Genomic DNA, 20,657 nt, shown 5'->3' on the forward strand with positions numbered 1-20,657 from the left:
TTTTGATGCATCGAAAGAAACATCCTAAAGACAAGCGCCGGTCAGTTTCTTGACCTAAGTCGTGAAAACCCGCTCCAATGGACTCAAGGCTTCAGTGAGGATGGATGCCATCAAGCTTGCACGGCCCTTCAAGCCTGTTGGTACTGCAAATAGTCCACCAAGCGCTTGGATTCACTGACGCCATCGTGCGGTATCAGCAAATATTTCCAGGGCTTGCCACCAACAGAAGCCGCGTAGTCTGAGGCGTGCTTGCACCACTGCACCGCCGCATCGGCTTTGGCCAACACTTCGCCAGATTTCAACTCGTCTTTGGCCTTGGTTTCGGCCATCAAAATAAAGCCATCGGTCTCGACCACAAAGTCCGGAATGTATTCAGGCTGCTCGGTGCCCAACTTGTAGAAAATCTGAAACTGCCCCTTCGCAGGTTTGAACCACTTGATCGCATCGCGTTCCAAGATCACCGCAAAGCGGCGCTCGGTGTCCGAGTCAAACTTTTGCAGCGGGTACAAACACTTGGCAAAGCCACCAAACAACATCTGGCGAATCTTGCTGACCTCCTTCAGCGTTTCGCGAATCAGCTGCACGGGCTGGCCCGATACCGCCGTGTAGTTGCAGGGCCGCAGCTCGGTAAAGCCCCGGCTGACCTTCACTTCGTAACTGCTGGCCTTCTCCCAAAAGTGCGCCATCATTTGCGCATGAATGGCGTTGGCAATCGTGCGGCGATGCCCATCCAACACATTCACAATGTCGGCCTCTTCGGTCAAATACGTCTTGAGGTGCGCCACCATCTGCCCGGCCAAGTCATACAGCAAATCAGCCTGGGTGAAGTAATCGATGTCGTCAAACTCCACCAACTCTCGGACGATGTAATCCTCCAGCCGTGACTCGTCCTGGCGCACTTGCGAAGCCAATTGCCTTTGCAAGTTGGTCTGCAAACTCTGGATCAAGATTTCGCGTTCACTCGGCTGCAAATGCAGACCGGCCACATCCAGCTTGAACGGGTGAAACCCCGTAGTCACGTCCCCCGAAGGCACCACCGCAATGCGAGGAATGTCGATGGTCTGCTGCACCACCACCTCGGCGGTTTTGGCGACCACCGCCGCAACATCCAGCAAATGGGCTTGGCTGTCGGCATCGCCCAGCACATCGCCCTGCTTGGGCTGCAGGCGGGCCTGCACCTCGGCCACAATTTGCGCCTGCACAGCGGGCGTGAGCAATGCGCCGCTGGTGGGCACGGTGTCACGCTTGACCTCGTACTGTGCAATCACCTCCAAGGCAATGACGGCTGCACTGCGCTCGGCATCGGTCGTGAACAAGGGCTTGGCCGCAGGCTGCACCGGGTCTTGAGTCGGGCTTTGCGGGGAACCTGTAGGCGATACGGTCGGCTGACCAGGTATCACTGGCGCAGCAGGTGTCAGTCCCAAGGCCGACATCACCCCCGACTGCACCTGCACACTCACCTTGCGTTCTTCTTTGTCGGTCGGCTCCAAGATGATGGTCTTGAGCTTGAGTGGCGAGTCCCCTTTGTTGGCCTCGTCGACGATCTCTTGAAACTTGTCGTGCGCCACGATGGTCAGGCGGTCCACCACCTCCACGCCCGTGCGCTTGCCGTAGGGCAGGCGCAAGCCCCGGCCAATGGACTGCTCCACCAGCGTACGGGCATTGGCTGCACGCAGCGGAACGATGGTGTAAAGGTTGGTCACGTCCCAGCCCTCTTTGAGCATGTTGACGTGAATCACAATTTCGGTCGGCTCGTCCACGCTCTCCACCGCCAGCAGGCGGGAAATCATTTCTTCTTCCTCTGCCCCGGTGCGGCTGGAGTCCACCTGAATCACCTTGCCCGTGTAACGGCCTTCAAAGAACGCAGGCGACTCGATCAGGTCTTTCAGCTGCGCGGCATGCGTGGTGTCGCGGGCAATAACAAGCATGAAGGGCTTCACCCGCTTCACGCCGTTGTCCAGCGCATAGGTTTGCAGCTCCACCTTGGTGTTTTCGTGCAGGCGCACGCCGTCTTCGAGCTTGATCTTTTCAATCTCTTCGGCGCTGTGCGCTTTCGCGTCAAAGTTGCGCTGGGTGGCTACCGCAGGCTCTTTCACAAACCCGTCTTCCATGGCCCGGGCCAGTGGGTAGTCCATCACCACGTTCTTGAAAGGCACAGGACCTTTGGTGGATTCCACAAACGGCGTGGCCGTAACTTCCAAGCCCATCAAAGGCCGCAACTCGTTGATGGAGCGCACACCCGCGCTGGCGCGGTAACGGTGCGACTCGTCCATCAGCATCACCAAGTCCGGCAAATTGGCCAAGTGGTTGAAATAGCTGTCGCCCAGCACCACTTTCATCCGCTTGATGCGCGGCTCTTTGCCGCCGCGCACTTCGGAGTTGATTTTGGAAATGTTGAAGATGTTGATGCGCACATCGTGCGCAAAGCCAACGGGCGCATCGGCCACAGCCGCACCCGACTGGTCGTAGTTGTCGCCCGTGATGATCAGCGGGGGCTGCTGCGCAAACTCGGCAATGCCCTTGAACACATACTTGGCCGTGTTGGGCGTGAAGTCGGCAATCAGCTTGTTGTAAATCGTCAGGTTGGGGGCCAAAACAAAGAAGTTGTTGATGCCATGCGCCAAATGCAGATAAGTCACAAAAGCGCCCATCAACCGTGTTTTGCCCACGCCCGTGGCCAAGGCAAAACACAGCGAAGGAAACTCGCGTTCAAAGTCTTCCAGCGTGGCGAACTGGCCCTTCAGGCTGTTCAAAATCGCGCTCACATCACGGGCCTGGCCATCCACCAGGTGGGTCAGCAATTCGGGCGCGGCATCCAAAGCTGCGATCAGCTTGGCCACCGACTCGGCCTGCGGTGGCCGCAGCGACAAGCGGCCTGCCACATGGTGTTGCACACGGGTGTTCATGCTGCGCCCTCTTCGTTGTTCTTGTTGTTGTCAAGTTGCCTGAGCATCCGGTCAAAATCACTCTCAAACATCCGATCCTGCACGATCCGGTATTTTTCGAACTCGGTTTCGGCATGGAGCTTGGCTTGCTCGTGTGAGATTTTTCCTGCCCCCAGCAAAATCTCGTTGCCATTGAACTCCAAAAAACCATCCAGCCGCTTCGCCCAGTCCTGCATGGACATGGGAATCTTGCGTAGGGTTTGCAATTCAGCAAAGTCCAAATAAATAGACACAATGCGCTGCAAATAGTCCAGTTCTTCGGCGCTCAAGTAGTTCTTCGCCACCGACACATCGGACTTCAGGATCTTGCCGCTTGGCGCTGCTTCCCACGCGCTCAAACCCATGTTCGGCTTGTCTGCATCGGCACGTTTCACAATGATTTCAGCCGCCGTGTGACGATGTACCGCCCAATGCAGCTTGTTCTGCACCAGCGCGAAGAACTCCCGCGTTGTGGGTGCACTGCTGTCGTAGTCAAAGGCAGTGGCGTACAGGTCAGTCACCTTCTGGTAGAACTTTCGCTCAGACAGGCGAATCTCACGGATGTATTCCAGCTGTCGGTTGAAATACTCGTCAGTAAACAGATGGCCTTTCTTCAGGCGATCCACATCCATCGTCCAGCCCTGAATGGTGTAGTCCTTGACAATCTGCCCGGACCACTTGCGAAACTGCACCGCTCTTGGGTTGTTCACCTTGAAGCCCACCGCGATGATGGCCTGCAGGTTGTAGTGCTTGGTATCGCGCGACACCTGCCGCTCGCCTTCGGCCTGAACTATCCGGAAATTCCGGACAGTTGCCGCGTCTTCCCCCAATTCGCCATCCGCAAAGACTTTTTGCAGGTGTTCATTGATGGTGCGTACATCGACGTCGTAGAGCGCCGCCATCATCTTTTGTGTGAGCCAAATATTCTCGTTTTCGTAGCGCATTTCCACGCTGGTTTCGGATGACCCGGTCGCCGCAACAAAAGTGAGGTACTCCGCCGCCGAAGAGCGAACCAGAGAAACTTCCTGCTTATTCTTCGCCATCAAGCTTCCTCCTCGCTGTCGTCCTGGTTCTCGCCAAACAAACCCGGTTGCGGCGCAGCTTGTTTTTTGGTCCGGGTGGCCTTGGCCGCAGGGGCTGCAACGGGCTCTTCCTGGGCCATGGGCAAATTGGCCACGTTCAGGCTGTAGTCGTCATGGCCCCATTCGCAGCGACTGAGCACCATCTTGGGGATTTTCTTGAGCGTCAGGTTGGGCCAACGCTCGGCAGCTTTGGCCGCCGTCACGCCGTGGTAGGCCGCACAACACACCAACAGGCTTTGCTCTTCACCCACCTCGTCGGCCAAGGCCTGTAGCTGGTCGGCAGACAGGTTTTGAGTGGTCACAACAATGAAATCACGCTCGCTCGAATGGCCGTGCTGCCACCAACGCGTTTCAGATGGCGCATAGGTAAACGCCTCAAGCTTGCACAAAGCCTCAGACAACTGCGCCGGGTTGTACTCGGGGTTGATGACCGGATTACCCCAACGGTCGTTCACGATCAGGCTGGGGGCCAGGCTGTAGTAACGGAAACCGCCGCCGCCTTTCCAGCCCGTGGCCTCGGTCACGCCACCGGGGTCTTGCCCGTCAATGACTTTTTGCAGGCGTGGAATGATGTGCGTGTGGCAATGCTCGCCCAGCTCCACCATGATCCAGCGGCGGCCCATTTTGTGGGCGACTGCGCCGGTGGTGCCGGAACCGGCAAAGGAGTCCAAAACAACATCGCCGGGATTAGTTGAAATATGAAGGACAAGTTTCAGCAACTCCTCAGGCTTTGGAGTCGCAAACGGTTCAATCTCTGGAAGTAACTTGCGCAAATGGTCGCGCTTTGCGGACTGATTACTCCCTGCCTCCTCTGCAGTCCACCAAGTTCTCGGAACGACTCCATCCTGTACCTCTGATAGGTACCGCTTGATAATCGGCATCCCATCGCCATTTGCACCAAAGTAAACACGCCCCTCAGCTCGGGCTTGTTCAAAGTTGGCAATAGAAAAACGCCAATAATTTCCAGACGGTGGAACTACAACTCTTCCAGAAGGCAACGTAATGGGGAATCTCGCGTTTTCACCACCACTTTTTGCAGTCCCGTTATCTCCTTGAAGCCAAGGTCCGTTTGCATCTCCATCAGGATTCCGATATCGAGCTTTTTGCGCATCTGTCCTTGGGAGTGGATTTCGAACTTTTCGCCATGTATCTCTGTTTTTGGCATAGAGCAAAACGTGATCGTGAGCACTTGAAATGTCAGTGTCGTTTCTTCGCCCTTTGTCCTTTTCCCAAGCAAATGTGGCAACAAAACTAGCTCGTCCGAAAATTTCGTCACACAAGACTTTTAAATAGTGACACTCGTTGTCATCAATCGTGATCCACAACGACCCATCGTCTGACAACAATCGACGAATGATTTCCAAACGATCCCGAATCAACCCCAACCAAATCGAATGTTCAATCCCATCGTCGTAATGAGTGAACGCACTGCCCGTGTTGTAAGGCGGGTCAATGAACACACACTTGACCTTGCCCGCAAACTCCTGCTCCAGCGCCTTGAGCGCCAACAAGTTGTCCCCAAAGATCAGCCGGTTGTCAAAAATGTCCGCATCCGAAATCCGCTGCTTCGCGTGATACGACCGTTCCGGGTCCTCCAGCAGAATGCGCGGCTCCAATTGCGGCCGCTTCTCCTTGCCAATCCAGGTCAGTTCCAGTTTTTGTTTTGTCATTTAAAAGAGGGGATTTAAGTGTTTAGTGACTGACCAATGGCTCGCAACCACCCTCTTACTTCACCATTAGCATCAGAGGATGTAAGCAACGCAGGTGTCATCTTCTGAACAAGATTGTTGTTCAGGTCTTTTTTTGCTCTGGACACCTTATTTTTACGGTCTTTCTCGGATAGTTCATTCCATGGAGTAAGCGACTCTGAAGCCGTATGCTTGGCCTCTGCAACAAGGGCTGGAACGTCATCAAAGTCCGCCCCAGTACCAGAATAATTTTGATACTCACTCTGTAGCAACGACAGATGTAAAAAATTCTCAAGCTCTAATTTGGAAGTGATCCAAGCAGTGCAATTTTCACGGCCATTCCACTCATCGACATATTTTTGGTAAGCGGCTGTCGAAGGTGGTTGAGCATCACGATCAGTCAAATAGAATTCTGGGCGATTCATGTTTTCGAGTCGATTACGCCACAAATCCAAGCTACTGCCGCCCAAAGGTACGAAAACCAAAGCTCCTGATTTTTCAGCCTCAATTAAATTAGGAATATCTGGCTCAAGTGCAGACAAAATATTTGAAATATGCCCCAAGAAACTAATGTCGTGCTTTCCTTCAACACCAAAGAAAACCTTGATATCGTTGTCTGGCAAAACCCCCAGTGTTGAGATAACTTTCGGCAATGTTGACTCATTTGAGCCAAGCTCAACTTTCGGTTCGCCATCCAGTTTATGAATCAATCGTAAGCAGCTCTGATTTACTCGCCTTGCTAATGTTGGTGTGTGCGTTGTCAAAAGAACTTGACAACGATTCTGCTCAACAAGTTGCTCAAAGGCTTTTAGCAGCATCTTTTGATGATCAGGGTGCTGGCTTGTTTCTGGCTCTTCAACAGCGTAAATGATGCCAGTATCTCGTTCCCCAACAGCACTTTCTGCTTGTGCACGGAAAAAATTCAACAAGACTAAACGTCGAGTTCCACTGCCTCGCTTATTAATCGGTATGTCATCCTCGCCTGTCAATGACACCTTAAACAACGAATCCCAATTCTTGTTTTCAACGGAGGGATTCATCTGACTAGCGAGCTCAGGGTTCATCTCTCGAATTTTCTCTACCGTCTTATTAGCGACTGATTTAAGTTCAGCTTGAATGTCTGCAATCACATTGTTCAATTCAACTTCTTTACGACGAATGACCTCTTTGATTGCTATTTTCATGGGATCTTGTGCCTCAGCATCTTGATCAGTACTGGCTCTGTCAGACTTGAACAACGCGTACACAGGCATGTACTTCTCAATTTGGTCCCAAGCATCTTTGGCGGATTCTTTTTTCAAGGCCACTTCGCGCTCTTGAACTTGAAGGTTTGTTATTGACTGCCAGATCGCTGCACGGACTTGAGCCTTTATCGTCTGGTTCACACTTGAAAGATCAACATTCAGTTGCTGCGCTTTAGCCCTGAGCTCTGTCAATTTGAGCGATAACAAATCATCAACACCCGCTGCTGAAGGATGATTTGCAATCGCAAATGCAGACATTTTCCCGCTTGCACCACTGCAATCGTATTTTTTCACGATCTCTAATCGACCATCGGATCGAACCAAGTATTCCGCCTGCAACGTAGTTGGGCTCAACTCATCAATAATGAGTGAGGCTGGAAGCTCGTCGAAAACACATGAAATTTTCACATCCGTAGAACCACTGCGGACACAGCAATCGGAGCGATCAATTTTTTCATTATTAAAGTAAATATCGAGCGCTTCTAGAATCGTTGACTTACCTGCGTCATTGCGACCCACCAGAACTGTCAACGCATCGACTGGAATTACAGTTTCCTGTTCGTATCCGCGAAAATTTTTCAGTTTAATTTCAGCCAACTTCATTTTTTATCTCCCTTGTCATTATTTATACGGCACAACATTAGTCAGACCCAATAAATCCAACTCATGCATTAATTAAATCAAATTCATGGAAATTGATCTGGCAGCTCGAAGGCCTTCAGTACTAGAAGCCCAAATTCATCAAGCTGCTGTTTGTGTCTGAGGAATGCTCTCGTCGGGCACCGCAAGGTTCTCACTGAAAAACATGACCTCATTGCCAACGTAGCGCCGCTGCGCGGTGTACTTGAGACCGTAGGTTTTTTCATTGATCAGTTGGTACATGGCGCGGATTTCATCGGCGTTGTCATACGACACGACCCAATGCCGCTTGAAGCCCTTTGCCTTGATGGTTTTCGCAATCGCAACGTGGTCATCGTGCTCGTAGTAGTTGCGGTACAGGCCCTTGCCTTTGACGTAATAAGGTGGGTCAAGATAGATCAGCGATTCTTTTGGCAAGAAGTCTTTGCAGCGCTTCAAAAGATCCAGCGAATCTTCGCTGTACACGGTGATGTCATCGGCACGGTTGGCAATCGCCAGGATGCGTGCAGCAATCACATCTTTTTTGAACCGTGCATCCAGCTTGTAAGCACCCGACTGGTCTTTGCCGCCAATCACACCCGCCTTCAAGATGCCCGACCGATTGGTACGGTTCATGAAGAGCGTGGCAAAGCCCTTTTCGACCATGCTGGCCTGGCAGTCTTCGCGCAACACCGAGCGCCACTTGAACCACTCGGCCATGGTGATGGGCGTTTTCTCCAGCAGGTCCAGCAATTCATCGGCGTGCTGCGTTACAGACTTCCAGAACGCATAAACCGCCGGGTCAGCGTCGTTGATGTGGATGTGACTGGCTTGGCCATGAAAAAGCAAATCCAGCGCCACACCAGCCCCGCCCGCGTAAGGCTCCAAGTAATGACCACCCGCAACGCCGTTGACCTCCATCAGCTTGGCGATGAAAGGTGCAAAAGGCGCTTTACCACCGGGGTAGCGCAGAGGGCTGTAGAGACGGTTAGAGAACATTGGGCACTTTCTTGAGCTTGACTTCCAATGCTGTGAGCTTGGCTTCGTCCACGGCGTAGCCGTTTTTCATGACGCCATAGATTGTGGCCTTGAATTGCTCTAAAAATTTGTTGGCGAGTGCCGGATTTTTTTCGATCCAGTGCATCCAAGCGTTGTGGGGTTTACCACCACCGCTGAATAATTTATGCAGTTCAGAGCCATTATAGAAATTCTTGAAAATATCGCGTGGCTTCTGCTCACCCTTGTAAGCCTTGATTCTTTCAACAAGATCAACTTTTACACCCTTGATTTTTAACTCTTTGATGGTTTCTCTTGCTTCATTGGTGAAAATATCACGGGTAAATTGCAAATCGTTTTTCCAAAAATCATCGGCAGCTGGTAGGTTATACAGATGTTGAAAGATCAGTTGATCAGGTGGCAATTGACCTGGCAAAAGGACAACTGTCTTGAAATTTTTACCTTTGACGTGCGTTTGCGCATCAGAATCTAGACAGACAATACTTTTTTCGCTGAATTCAGGGACTTTATTTTTTATAAGATTGACATAATTGGTGCATCCAAGAGTCACCTCTGACATTGATGTTGTGAATTTCTTTAAAGGCTGCCTAGCCATTAGCGCATTAAAAAAATCTTCCGCCTCTTTATCTTCAAAATATAAATTGATAGGTGGCAGAAAATCCTTGACGCTTGCACCGACAGTTTTCGTATGAATATCAGCACTGATATTCGCCCAAGACCAATCGTGCATGACCTGAACAGATCCATATGTATTGCTCAGATAAACAGTTTTAAATTTCTTACTATACTTCTGCTGGCTTTTCTCAAATGCATGTTCAATCATGACCGGCGAATGTGAAGTCATGATCACTTGCAAATCGAGTTTCTTGCATTCACGATCAAGGATTTTTAACAAATTTATTTGTGCCGTCGGAAACAACCCAGCATCAGCTTCATCAATAAGCAGAAGTCCACCTTTATAGTCTGGATACTCCTCTTTAAGTTTTTGGAATGACATAAGAGCCATTATAATCTGACCAGCATTATCTTCACCGGCGGAAACAGACTCATGGTTGTAATCATCACCATGAGCTACAGCAGATGTAATTGTACCGTGCGTACCTGTTGCCATAGTAGAGTTTCGATTAAGAAGTTCATTTGTCAACGCGATAAAATCTTGTTCATGATCCTTCAAATAATCAAAGTCGATAGCTTTATAATCACGATCGGCAATTGGATAAAGTCGTTTTAGGCTAAGAAAAATAACAGGATGAGTAAAGTTTCTGCTTGTGTTACCCGTAGCTGAACTATTTTTTCTGATAACGGGGCGCGGCACTATTTTGCTTGACACATTTTCAGTGCGCGTCATCAGCTCTAAATTGGCCGTTGCATCTTGATCGGTATATCCATCATGCAAGTGGATGCTGGCGGAAAGTGAACCTGGAACATCAAATTTTTTGGATATTCTGATGTGTTCACTGTATTTAGATTTAAATCCTTTGCCGCTGATTTCCTTGAAGTTTGCGAGACTTTCACTTGTGACGTAATTTTTTTCAAAATTGAAAATCTGCGCTGCAATCCCAAGGATAGAGGACTTGGATGTGCCATTCTTCCCGCAAATGACGGTGATGTAATCACCGAACTCGACTTCAACGTTGTTGAGTGCGCGAAATTTTTCTATGGTTATTTTTTTGAGTTGTGTTTTCGCCATGTTGTCTCCCCTTTTTTTCCCCAATCTGCACCGGCCTCAAGAACTATGACGTTTGAGGCTTCTTACCTGCACTTCATCCTGATCACTTTGCCGACACCGGCAAACCGATCAAGCCAGATCACAGGCAGTCAATTATGAATATTTTTAGATGCATTTTTAGGCCAGCGACCATTCCACACTGAATAAAGTCTGCTCGTCCACCTTCTGCCCCAGCTGCCCTTCCAGCCCCTCAATCAACTCATTGCGCTGGGCCTCGATTTCATCTTGCCGGGTGAACAGCTCCCTGCGCAGTTGGGTGCGTTTGGCTTCCAGCTCGCGCTGGCGTTTTTGGCATGTCAGCTTGTCTTCCAGCGTGGCGGCGGTGGCAGCGGTGCGGCGCACTTCTTTGATGGCCAGATCGACGGCCTTAATTTCTTGCTCCAGCCCCAGCTTCAGGTCATCGGCCCAGGCGTCGAGCTTTTCCACTTCTTTTTCGAAGTGCCCCAGGTTGCGGCGGTTCACGTCGCGCAAAAAGTCGCTCTGGCGCTCTAGCAGCGAGGCGTCCAGCGCTTGGTTGGCAGCGTCAAACAGGCCAGCGGTCAAGACTGCGCTGGTCTGTGTGCGGGCAGGCAAACGCAAGAGTTTTTCGGGCACGTCGTCGGGCAAGGTTTGCCCCGCGTGGGTGGCGGCTGCCACCAACAGGCGCTGCTCCATGGTGCCCAGCGCGTGCACGGTGACCAGCTTCACGGTCATCCAGCCGCCCTGCCCTCTGAACGGCTTGAGGCTGCTGACGGTGTTGCCATAAGCGCTGTAGTCAAACTGCAATTGGCCGTGGGGCAGTTGGCGGGACTTGGCGCGTTCAATGGCCCATTCGGCCAGCGGGTGGTCGGGTTTGTAGATGTGGGCTTCGCCCGTACGGCGGGGCAGTTCATAGCGGCCCAGCTCGGCGTTGGGCAGGCCTTCGGGGGTGCGGTGCAGGTCAAAACCGTCCACATCAAAGCGGGCGCAGTCGGCCAGCTCGGCTTGGGTCAGGGCCATGAGCATTTGCTCGAAGCGGCCACGGGCGCTGCGGCTGTCTTCGGCACGCAGGCGCAGTTTGTCTTGCACCTCTTCGTCAAAGTTTTCCAGCAGGATTTGCCGGGTTTTGACCATGGCCTCGTCGATCTCGCCTTTCAGGTCCAGCTGCAGTTGCTCAAAGCTGGTTTTGATCTCTTGCGGGTCGCGGCAGTTTTGGTAGATGTCGGCAATGCGGCGCTCAAAATCCACGCCCGAGCCTATCGCGCCCAGCACTTCGTCGCTGGCACCAAACACACCCTCAAAGAGCTGGAATTTTTCGGCCAGCAGTTCATAAACACGGGCGTCTGCTTCGTTGGTGCGGTCCACAAAGTTGACCACCACCACATCAAACTTTTGTCCGTAGCGGTGGCAGCGACCAATGCGCTGCTCGATGCGTTGGGGGTTCCAGGGCAAGTCGTAGTTGATGACCAGCGAGCAAAACTGCAGGTTGATGCCTTCTGCACCGGCCTCGGTGGCGATCATCACCCGCCCCTCGTCCTTGAAATATTCCACCAAGGCAGCACGGGTGTCGGCGGTTTTAGATCCGGTGATGCGGTCAGTGCCCTGATGCTTCTTGATCCAGTCTTTGTAGATGGCTTGGGCGCGTGCGTCGCTGTTGGTGCCATTGAAAAGCACGAGGCCATCGCCATAGGGTGTGCCAGCCAAGAGTTCCAGCAAATAGTCTTGCGTGCGGCGGGACTCGGTGAAGATGATGGCCTTTTGCGGTGCACCCAAACGCGCCAGCTCTGAGAATGACCGGGCCAATGCCGTGAGCAGGGCCTGGCCTTTGGCGTCGCCTTGTATTTGCATGGCCAGTTGTTTGAAGTGGCGCAGCTCTTCAATCTCTGTGGCAATGGCTTGGCGTTGGCTGGCGTTTTCTGGGCGGCTTTGCCCCAGGGCACCCTCTTCGGAGCCACTTTCGTCGGCCATTTGGTCCAACGCTTCGTAGTCTTGGTCCAGCTGGTCGATCATGTCCAGGTCGTCTGGCGTTTCGTCCAGCACGCCTTGCAGGCGTTTGGCCATGGTGTCCAGTGCGCCTGCAATGGCGTGGCTGGACGAGGCCAGCAGCTTCCACAAGACCAGCGAAATCAGGTGCCGCTGCCCTTCGGGCATGGCCTGCAAATTGGGGCGGCGCAGGTAGTCGGCCACCAAGTTGGAGAACTCTTTTTCTTGAACGGTCGGCGTGAACTCTTGCACGATGGCGCGGCGTGCCGTGTATGACACATAGGGCTGCACTTGTCGGCGTAAGGTGCGTTTGCACAGCGGGGCCAAGCGGTGGCGCAGGGCTTCAAAGGTTTGGCCCTTGGTGGGCGTGGCGTATTGCGCACGAAAGCTGTCGGCGTCGCCAAAGACCCGGTCGTCGATCATGCTGACCAAGCCATACAGCTCCAACAGTGAGTTTTGCAAAGGCGTGGCCGTCAGCAGCACTTTGGAATGCACTTTGAACAGCGCGTCCTTGAGCGTCTTGCCAATGACGTTGTTCTTTTTGTGGACGTTGCGCAGGCGGTGCGCTTCGTCCATGACCACCAAATCCCAAGCCACGGCCTTGATGTCTTTGGCCTTGGCTTTGGCGAACTGGTAGGAGCAAATGACCGGGCCAGTGGGGCAAACAAACGGATGGGTTTGTCCGGATTTTCGCAATGCATTGAAGCTCTTGGCCTCCAAAATGGTGGCCTGCAGGCTGAACTTGTCTTGCAGCTCTTGGTGCCATTGCTTGCGCAAGTTGGCTGGCACGACGATCAGCACCTTGCGCCGCCGCTCGGCCCAGCGCTGCGAGATGACCAACCCAGCCTCGATGGTTTTGCCCAAACCCACTTCGTCGGCCAGGATCACGCCACGCGACAAGGGGTTTTGGCAGGCAAACAGCGCGGCCTCCACCTGGTGCGGGTTCAGGTCTACTTGGGAGTTGACCAAGGTCGAAGCCAGAGCCTCAACCGAGTCGGCCGCCGCCCGCCGTGTGAGTTGCCATGCGTAGTATTGGCTTTGGTAGGGCGTGATGCCAGATACCGTCATGGGTCTATGCATCAAACCAAAGGCACCGTCAGCCGTTCAATCACCGCCGCCGTATCCGGCCTGACCCCGCGCCACCAGGCAAAGGCTTCGGCCGCTTGTTCGGCCAGCATGCCCACGCCATCGGCCAGCTGCGTCACGCCCGCTTGCTGCGCCAGCTTCAAAAACGGCGTAAGGCCTTTGCCATAGGTCAGGTCGTAGGCCAGGCACCCGGGTGCAAACACACTGGCGGGCAGTGGCGGCAGCTCGGCACTCAGGCTGGACGAGCTGGCGTTGAGCACCACGTCAAACGTCTGCCCCTGCAAGTCGGCATAGCCCAGCCCCTGCACGGGCACTTGGCCGGTTTGATGTTGCTGTGCCAAAGCCGCCAACTCCTGCGCCTTGGCCACCGTGCGGTTGACGATCACCAGCTCGGCAGGCTGCTCGGCCAGCAGGGGCAGCAAAGCGCCTCGCGTGGCACCACCCGCCCCCAAAATCAACACGCGCCGCCCCTTGAGCGGACAGGCCAGGTTGTGCACCAGATCGCGCACCAAGCCCACGCCGTCGAAGTTTTCCGCATAGACCTTGCCGCCCTCGAACTTCATCGCATTCACCGCCCCCGCCATTTGCGCGCTGGGGGCCAGGTCGGTGGCGTAGGCAAAAGCATCGAGCTTGAAAGGCGCGGTCACGTTCATGCCCCGCCCGCCACTGGCGCGAAACGTGTCCACCACTTCGGCGAATCCGCCCAAGGGGGCCAGCAGCTTGGTGTAGTCCATGTTCTGCCCGGTGACCTGCGCAAAGGCGGTGTGGATGAGGGGCGACTTGCTTTGTTCGATGGGGTTGCCGATGACGGCGTAGCGGTCGGTGGTCGGGGCAGAAATCGGGGCGTTCATGGAGAGGTTTCCAGCAAAATTTGCAGCGTTGATATTTGAATCTTAGCCGCCAAGACCAACACCCGACCGACTACAACATCAGGAAAGGTCTGCAACAAAGCACCTGACGACTCCATAAACGCCGCAAGCTCAGTCACAATCAAGGACAAATCAAAATGCGGGAGGCCCTTGATGTCACAAGAAAAAATGCAAGCGTTTGCGCAGGATGTGGACACCTCCATCCAGCAAGCCCGGCACGGCGAAGGCCGGGTGCACCAGGTCACGTTGTCTGCAGCAGCCGAGGCGCGCGCCAAAGTGGGTTTGACGCAATCGGCCTTTGCGCAGTTGATGGGCGTGTCGGTGCGCACGTTGCAAAACTGGGAACAGGGCCGCAGCCAGCCCTCCGGGGCCGCGAAAACCTTGATCAAAGTCGCTCAACAGTGGCCCGATGTGCTGCGTTCGATGGTCTAAATTGACAAACGCACACGCCCCCCTCCCCCCCGCTGGCTTCAAGCCTTCCCTGGCGGTGGCCCTCATTGTTCTGGCCCAGTGCCTGAGCACCTCGCTGTGGTTCAGCCCCAGCGGGGTGGCCGACAGCCTGATGCAGGCCTGGCAACTGAGCGCAACTTCCTTTGGCTGGCTGCTGGCCGCCACCCAACTGGGCTTCATCGCGGGCACGCTGGCCTTTGCCTTCAGCGGTGCGGCCGACCGCTTTGCCCCCACGCGCATTTTTGTGGCGTGCAGCTCGCTGGGGGCGCTGGCCAACGCCGCCGTCACCTGGGGCGTGACCGATTACGGGCTGTTCTGGAGCCTGCGCTTTGTGGTGGGCATGTGCCTGGCCGGCATCTACCCGCTGGGCATGAAGATGCTGGTGCAGCGCGTGGGCAGCAAACCGGCCGCCGCGCTGGGTTGGCTGGTGGGCATGCTGACCTTGGGCACGGCCATGCCACACGGCTTGCGGGCTCTTGGCCAAAGCTGGCCCTGGCCCGAGGTGCTGCTGGGCTCGTCGGTGCTGGCCTTGGTGGGCGCGGCGCTGGTGGCCTGGATGGGCCAACCGCCCAAGCAGGCCGCATCTGCGAGTCAAACCCCAGCCCCTGCCCCCCTTCGCCTGAACACCAAGGCCTTGCGCGAGGTCATTGCAGTGCGCGGCTTTCGCGCGTCGGCGTTGGGCTACTTTGGCCACATGTGGGAGCTGTATGCTTTTTGGAGCGTGCTGCCTTGGCTCAGCCTGCCCATCCACCGTTCGTTGGTGGCCGCTGGCTACGGCTGGGCACCGTCGGTGGCGCTGATGAGTTTCGCGGTCATCGGCATCGGCTTTTTCGGCTGCGTGTTAGGCGGCATGTGGAGCCGCCGCGTGGGCAGTGCGCGGGTGGCGGCCACAGCCTTGACCGCATCGGGCCTGATGTGCCTGGGCTACCCCTTCATCCCTGACACCTGGCCCCTTGTGCAGCTGGGGGCCTTGCTGTTTTGGGGCGTTTGTGTGGTGGCCGATTCGCCGCAGTTTTCGGCCATGTCCTCGCAACACGCACCGCCGCAGTGGCTGGGCAGCGCCTTGGTGCTGCAAAACGGCGTGGGCTTTTTGATCACCGTGCTCAGCATCTTGCTGCTGGGCTGGGCCGTGCAGCAGTGGGGCAGCATGGCCCTGTGGCTGCTGGCCCCCGGCCCCGTGCTGGGCCTGTGGGCCTTGCGGCCTTTGCTCAAAGAGGTCTGAGCCTTTGAGGCTCAGTGCCGACCCACCAGTCTGTACACCAGCACCCCCAGGCCCGACACGCCCACGGCCGCTGCCGTGAAGGCATAGGCCAGCCAACCCTGGTCCACACTTTGGGCCATGAGCAGCACCCCGGTGGATTGGCCAAAAAACAGCGAGCAAGCGAACAAGGTCACGGCCGAGCCGCGTGCGGCCGGGGCCATTTGGGTGGCCTGCACCTGCAGCGTGTTGTGCAACATGTAAAAGCCCAGCCCCGTCATCAGGCAAGCCAGCATGCCCAGCCACACCCCACTGCCCCAGGCCAGCACCAGCAAACCCACCACCACCAAAGCGGCCCCCGTGCGCACCAGACCGCGCTCGCCTAGCCAAGCCAGCCAGCGCCGCGCCATCTGGCTGTAGAGCAAACCGCCCACACCATAGAGCATCATCACCGAGCCGGCAGCCACCACGCTCAAACCAAACTGCTGGTGCAAATGCGTGGGCATGAAGGCCATGGCTCCGAACACCAAAGCGCCCTCGGCCGCCGTGACGGTCAAGATCCAGCGCACGCGCGGTGTGCCCAAGAGCTGGCCTGTCAGGCGAAACGCCGCCCACAAGCCCGGGGCCGCCACCGGCACCGACTGAGCCTGTCGCTTGGCTTGCTGGCGCAAACGGCGCAGCAGCAGCACAGCGGCCACACCAAACATGGCCGCCAGCAACACAAAAGCGCTGCGCCAGCCCACCGTGTCGGCCGCAAAGCCACCAAACCACAACCCACTCATCATGCCGAGCACAGTGGCGCTCATGAGCTTGGCCAGTATTTCCTGACGGCGCTCATAAGGCACTTGGTCACCCACCCAAGCCATCGACAGCGGGATGATGCCCGCCGCCGCTGCGCCCATGAAGCCGCGCATGATGACCAGCATGGGCAGGTTGACAGACAGCGCCGTGATGGCACTGAACACCGCGCAAGCCGACACAGCGAGCGACACCACCCGCAGCTTACCGAAGCGCTCACCCAGCGGCCCGTAAAACAACTGCAAAACGCCGTAGACCACGGCAAACACGGACACCACCGCCGACGCATCGCCTGTGCTGACCTGGAACTCCTGGCCCAGCACCACCAGCATCGGGTCGCAAATGCGCATTGAGGCCATGCTGGCAAAACCGGCCAGGCCCAAGAGCGTCAGGTGCTGGCGTTCGTCTGCGGGTGTCAAAGTACTCATGTTCAGGCCAGTTGTTGCTCCAGGTCGTGCAGGACCTGGTAGCAAGGCAGCACTTGCGCGATGGAACTGTTGGGCTCGCGGCCTTCGCGGATCGCGGCGAAGAACTCGCGGTCTTGCAACTCAATGCCGTTCATCGACACCGCCACTTGCGACACATCGATCTTTTCTTCCTTGCCGGTGAACAGGTCGTCGTAACGCGCCAGGTAGGTGCCCGTGTCACCGATATAGCGGAAGTACGTGCCCAAAGGCCCGTCGTTGTTGAAGCTGAGTGACAAAGTGCAGATCGCGCCATTGGCGGCTTTGAGCTGGATGCTCATGTCCATGGCGATGCCCAGCGTCGGGTGGATCGGGCCCTGCACCGCGTTGGCTTTGACGATGGGGCTGCCGCATTGGTAAGCGAACAGGTCCACCGTGTGCGCGGCATGGTGCCACAGCAGGTGGTCGGTCCAGCTGCGGGCTTGGCCGAGCGCGTTCATGTTGGTACGGCGAAAGAAATAGGTCTGCACGTCCATCTGCTGGATGTTGAACTCGCCCGCCTTGATCTTGTGGTTCACCCACTGGTGGCTGGGGTTGAAGCGCCGGGTGTGGCCCACCATGGCCACCAAGCCGGTTTCCTTTTGCACGCGCAGCACTTCCTGGCCGTCCTTGTACACATCACACAGCGGAATTTCCACCTGCACATGCTTGCCCGCCTTCAGGCAAGCCAGGGTCTGGCTGGCGTGCATTTGCGTGGGCGTACACAAGATGACGGCGTCGACTTCTTTCAACGCCAACGATTCACTCAGGTCGGTCGTGACATGGCCAATGCCGTATTTGTCCGCCACCTCTTTGGTTTTGGTGAACTCGCGGCCGATCAGCGAGACGACTTCCACGCCGTCGATGTTTTTAATGCCGTCCAGGTGTTTGATGCCGAAGGCACCTGCGCCTGCGAGGGCGACTTTGATGGGTTTGCTCATGGGTATTTCCTTTTGAACATGCGAAAGCATTGAAAAATCATTTGAGTTTGAAGAGGTTGCGAAGAGCCAGGCCGATGAAGAACAGGACTGCGAGGCTGAGGGTTTTGTGGAGGATGACCAGAGCCGATAAGCCGAAACTCCACCAGGCACCTTGGGGCCAAAACGCTTTGCTGGCGGCTTCACTCAACTTGTCCAAGCCAGGCAAAGGCAAGGTCTGCAACAGTGAAAACTCCAGCCATTGCGGGGCAAAGTGGCAAGCCTGCACGCTCAGGCCACACTGCCCCAGCCAAGACAACAGGCCATAAAGAGCTGTGAGAACCAACACGGCCAAGCCACCGTATTTCAGCGGGCGGGTGATGCTGAACCCGTAATCGCTGAATGTCTTGTACGCCTGGAAAAGCAAGCGCTTGAGGCCTGTTTCACGCAGCGTTTCTTCTTCCATCTCCAAACGAAAAAACCGCTGCTCTTCTCGAATGGCTTGCTGTTTGCTGAAAGCGAGTTTGAGGGTGCGGTAGGCACGCGGGGCATCCTCGCTACCTGCAGGCAAGGGAAACTCAGCACCGTCAAAATTGGTATCAGAGTGAAGGTCACAGCCGTGAAAAATTGGGGCTATCGCGAACTTGGTGTTATTGAATTTTGTAGTTCCCAAGAATTTTCGGTTTAAAAAGGAAGCTTGATCAAAAAAGATGGCTTTCGAAAAGTCAATTTCGAAGAAATTTCCATCTTCATTTACCTTTGAGCCGAAATATGCATGCTGAAAAAATTTCGCATTTGAAAAACATACCCGCCGACCAAAACGAGTGCTTGCAAAATTTGCATCTTTCCAACTGGTTTCAGAAAAATCAGCTACATCACCGAAGACTGCTTGTTCAAACTGAATATTTTCTCCCCAGCGCGAACCTTTGAATCTAGCCCAATTTCCCCACTGTACATTTTGAAAAATTATCGACGACTGCCATTCAGAATTTTCAAAATTCGCATCACACCCAAAAATCGCACCGTTTAGGTTGGTATCGTGACTCCAAATCGAGTTTTGGAAATCAACTCCATCGTCAAATTTGAATTTAGAAAAATTTCTCAAATACACAAAGGGAAGACCATTGTTCAACGTGAAATCAACAGACGAAAAATCTGCCACATTTACCCATGAACTCACTTTTAACTCGGTTGAACCTTTTTGAAATCTAACGAAATCCTTCCGCGCAGGAAAAACCATTCGCCACGCATTCCAAACCACATACCCTTTATCACGCCCCCCGACTTCATTGCTCTTCAACGCCAACGCCAAACACCCCGCCTTGCTGATGTTGTCCGGGGTGCCATTCTCAGGGTTGCGAAAAATCTCTCGGATGGTTTCGCGCACAGGAATGCCATCAATCTCCAGCGGGAGCTTTTCGATGTCAGGATGCTCGCTCATGTCTGCACCCCCAACACCCGTGCCACATCCAACAGTGGGATCACCTGCGCGTTGTCGGCCAAGGGCCAGGACGAGCTGACGGGGGCGACCACATAAGCGCGGCTCAGTTGCAAATCGGTGCAGGCGTTCCAAAAACCTTTGGTCACGCGCGGCGCGTTAGAGAGTTTGATTTCAAATCCGATGCGTTCAGATCCGGTGTCCACCACCGCGTCCATTTCTGCGCCTGCTGCTGTGCGGTAGAAATTGAGCGTAGCGTTGCCGCCCGCCATCAAGGGCAACAAGGCTGCGATGTGATTCACCACCAGTCCTTCCCACGAATAGCCCGACATCGGGTGCCCCTGCAAGTCATCGGCATTGCCAATCCCCAGCAAGGCGTGCAACAAACCTGTGTCGCGAAAATAAATTTTGGGCGACTTGACCAAGCGTTTACCCAAGTTGACGAAATACGGCCCCACTTTTCGCACGATCAGTGCATCGCAAAAAATATCGAGGTAGCGACCCACTGTGATGGGGGAGATACCGCCCATGGCCACGGCCAAGCTCGACGCATTGAACAGTTGCCCATGTTGGTGCGCCAGCATTCGCAAAAAGCGCCACAGGGTTTCGCCCGGAATGGTGATGCCCAAAGCAGGCAAATCGCGGCGCACAATGGACTGCAAGTAATCGTTGCGCCAGCGCAGTGATTGCGCATCGGTTTTGGCCATTGTGCTCAAGGGCATGCCGCCGCGCTGCCAATGCGATTGCAGGGCCAACAACCTTGACGTGGCATCTTGGCTGGCTGTGACGGTTTGTACTTCGTTCCACAACAATGGCGGCAATTCAAAATAGCTCACACGCCCAGCCAATGACTCTGCCGATTGCCGCAACAACGCGCCACTGGCTGAGCCCAAGAGCAAAAAGCGTCCCGGCCTGCGGTCAGCATCGATTTCGGGTCGAAGCTGTACAAACAACTCAGGCATGGTTTGCACTTCATCAAGCACGATCAAGCGGCTTCGGTTCGCTGCAAAAAATGCACTCGCCTGGTCCAGCTTGGCCCGATCTTCAGGCAATTCCAAATCCAAAAAAACCGAATTCGATGATTGTGCAGCCCAAGCTCGCGCCAGAGTGGATTTGCCCACCTGTCGCGCACCCAGCACGACCACACCGGGCGAATAGTCCAAGCGATCTTGCAACTCACGGTTAAATATGCGATCAATCATCATTGTATTTTGT

At 54.9% G+C, this 20,657-nt stretch carries 14 protein-coding genes; 2 read left to right on the top strand and 12 right to left on the bottom strand.

Annotated elements, in window-relative coordinates:
• Window positions 1–128: 128 nt before the first annotated feature.
• From AMM33_RS10765 to aroE, 8 genes are all read right to left on the bottom strand, one after another.
• On the bottom strand, window positions 129–2,906 hold the full coding sequence (locus AMM33_RS10765; protein WP_090141177.1) for a DEAD/DEAH box helicase family protein: 2,778 nt from the start codon (window positions 2,904–2,906) through the stop codon (window positions 129–131).
• Window positions 2,903–3,967, bottom strand: coding sequence for a virulence RhuM family protein (locus AMM33_RS10770; RefSeq protein WP_090141179.1), 1,065 nt, complete (start codon window positions 3,965–3,967; stop codon window positions 2,903–2,905). The genes AMM33_RS10765 and AMM33_RS10770 overlap by 4 nt, the downstream gene beginning before the upstream one ends.
• The gene (locus tag AMM33_RS10775) at window positions 3,967–5,676 is read right to left on the bottom strand and encodes a site-specific DNA-methyltransferase (RefSeq protein ID WP_090141181.1); all 1,710 of its coding nucleotides are present in this window, start codon (window positions 5,674–5,676) and stop codon (window positions 3,967–3,969) included. Before AMM33_RS10775 ends, AMM33_RS10770 begins: the two co-directional genes overlap by 1 nt.
• 14 nt (window positions 5,677–5,690) lie before the next feature.
• Window positions 5,691–7,541, bottom strand: a complete 1,851-nt coding sequence (locus AMM33_RS10780; RefSeq protein WP_090141183.1) for an ATP-binding protein — start codon at window positions 7,539–7,541, stop codon at window positions 5,691–5,693.
• Between the two features lie 138 nt (window positions 7,542–7,679).
• On the bottom strand, window positions 7,680–8,555 hold the full coding sequence (locus AMM33_RS10785; protein WP_090141185.1) for a DNA adenine methylase: 876 nt from the start codon (window positions 8,553–8,555) through the stop codon (window positions 7,680–7,682).
• Window positions 8,545–10,263, bottom strand: coding sequence for an AAA family ATPase (locus AMM33_RS10790; protein ID WP_194945386.1), 1,719 nt, complete (start codon window positions 10,261–10,263; stop codon window positions 8,545–8,547). Before AMM33_RS10790 ends, AMM33_RS10785 begins: the two co-directional genes overlap by 11 nt.
• A gap of 156 nt (window positions 10,264–10,419) precedes the next feature.
• Window positions 10,420–13,311, bottom strand: a complete 2,892-nt coding sequence (locus AMM33_RS10795; RefSeq protein ID WP_090141189.1) for an SNF2-related protein — start codon at window positions 13,309–13,311, stop codon at window positions 10,420–10,422.
• 11 nt (window positions 13,312–13,322) lie between these two features.
• Window positions 13,323–14,180 carry a shikimate dehydrogenase gene (gene aroE, locus AMM33_RS10800; protein WP_090141191.1) on the bottom strand — a complete coding sequence of 286 codons (858 nt, stop codon included), beginning with the start codon at window positions 14,178–14,180 and terminating at the stop codon, window positions 13,323–13,325.
• 138 nt (window positions 14,181–14,318) lie between these two features.
• On the opposite strand from aroE, the gene AMM33_RS10805 reads away from it, so the two are divergent.
• On the top strand, window positions 14,319–14,630 hold the full coding sequence (locus AMM33_RS10805) for a helix-turn-helix domain-containing protein (RefSeq protein WP_255350689.1): 312 nt from the start codon (window positions 14,319–14,321) through the stop codon (window positions 14,628–14,630).
• Between the two features lie 55 nt (window positions 14,631–14,685).
• Window positions 14,686–15,870: an MFS transporter gene (locus tag AMM33_RS10810; protein WP_228768073.1), complete on the top strand. Its 1,185-nt coding sequence runs from the start codon at window positions 14,686–14,688 to the stop codon at window positions 15,868–15,870.
• 11 nt (window positions 15,871–15,881) lie between these two features.
• Here AMM33_RS10810 and AMM33_RS10815 read toward each other — a convergent pair whose 3' ends face one another.
• Genes AMM33_RS10815 through AMM33_RS10830 form a run of 4 tightly spaced genes read right to left on the bottom strand, consistent with a single transcriptional unit; the run spans window position 15,882 to window position 20,644 of the window.
• On the bottom strand, window positions 15,882–17,072 hold the full coding sequence (locus AMM33_RS10815) for an MFS transporter (protein WP_090141197.1): 1,191 nt from the start codon (window positions 17,070–17,072) through the stop codon (window positions 15,882–15,884).
• A 2-nt stretch (window positions 17,073–17,074) separates the two neighbouring features.
• Window positions 17,075–18,028 (bottom strand): Gfo/Idh/MocA family oxidoreductase, encoded by a 954-nt coding sequence (locus tag AMM33_RS10820; protein ID WP_090141199.1) that lies wholly within the window; start codon window positions 18,026–18,028, stop codon window positions 17,075–17,077.
• Window positions 18,029–18,065: 37 nt separating this feature from the next.
• Window positions 18,066–19,445 carry a pentapeptide repeat-containing protein gene (locus tag AMM33_RS21955; RefSeq protein ID WP_194945388.1) on the bottom strand — a complete coding sequence of 460 codons (1,380 nt, stop codon included), beginning with the start codon at window positions 19,443–19,445 and terminating at the stop codon, window positions 18,066–18,068.
• Window positions 19,442–20,644: an ATP-binding protein gene (locus AMM33_RS10830; RefSeq protein WP_194945389.1), complete on the bottom strand. Its 1,203-nt coding sequence runs from the start codon at window positions 20,642–20,644 to the stop codon at window positions 19,442–19,444. The genes AMM33_RS21955 and AMM33_RS10830 overlap by 4 nt, the downstream gene beginning before the upstream one ends.
• Window positions 20,645–20,657 lie beyond the last annotated feature (13 nt).

Origin of the sequence: Limnohabitans sp. DM1, assembly GCF_001269385.1 — a bacterium.
In the GTDB taxonomy this organism is placed as follows: domain Bacteria; phylum Pseudomonadota; class Gammaproteobacteria; order Burkholderiales; family Burkholderiaceae_C; genus Limnohabitans_A.

Coding starts and splice junctions, on each gene's coding strand:
- AMM33_RS10765 (WP_090141177.1), bottom strand. CDS start 2,906: ATGAACACCCGTGTGCAACACCATGTGGCAGGCCGCTTGTCGCTGCGG.
- AMM33_RS10770 (WP_090141179.1), bottom strand. CDS start 3,967: ATGGCGAAGAATAAGCAGGAAGTTTCTCTGGTTCGCTCTTCGGCGGCG.
- AMM33_RS10775 (WP_090141181.1), bottom strand. CDS start 5,676: ATGACAAAACAAAAACTGGAACTGACCTGGATTGGCAAGGAGAAGCGG.
- AMM33_RS10780 (WP_090141183.1), bottom strand. CDS start 7,541: ATGAAGTTGGCTGAAATTAAACTGAAAAATTTTCGCGGATACGAACAG.
- AMM33_RS10785 (WP_090141185.1), bottom strand. CDS start 8,555: ATGTTCTCTAACCGTCTCTACAGCCCTCTGCGCTACCCCGGTGGTAAA.
- AMM33_RS10790 (WP_194945386.1), bottom strand. CDS start 10,263: ATGGCGAAAACACAACTCAAAAAAATAACCATAGAAAAATTTCGCGCA.
- AMM33_RS10795 (WP_090141189.1), bottom strand. CDS start 13,311: ATGACGGTATCTGGCATCACGCCCTACCAAAGCCAATACTACGCATGG.
- aroE (WP_090141191.1), bottom strand. CDS start 14,180: ATGAACGCCCCGATTTCTGCCCCGACCACCGACCGCTACGCCGTCATC.
- AMM33_RS10815 (WP_090141197.1), bottom strand. CDS start 17,072: ATGAGTACTTTGACACCCGCAGACGAACGCCAGCACCTGACGCTCTTG.
- AMM33_RS10820 (WP_090141199.1), bottom strand. CDS start 18,028: ATGAGCAAACCCATCAAAGTCGCCCTCGCAGGCGCAGGTGCCTTCGGC.
- AMM33_RS21955 (WP_194945388.1), bottom strand. CDS start 19,445: ATGAGCGAGCATCCTGACATCGAAAAGCTCCCGCTGGAGATTGATGGC.
- AMM33_RS10830 (WP_194945389.1), bottom strand. CDS start 20,644: ATGATTGATCGCATATTTAACCGTGAGTTGCAAGATCGCTTGGACTAT.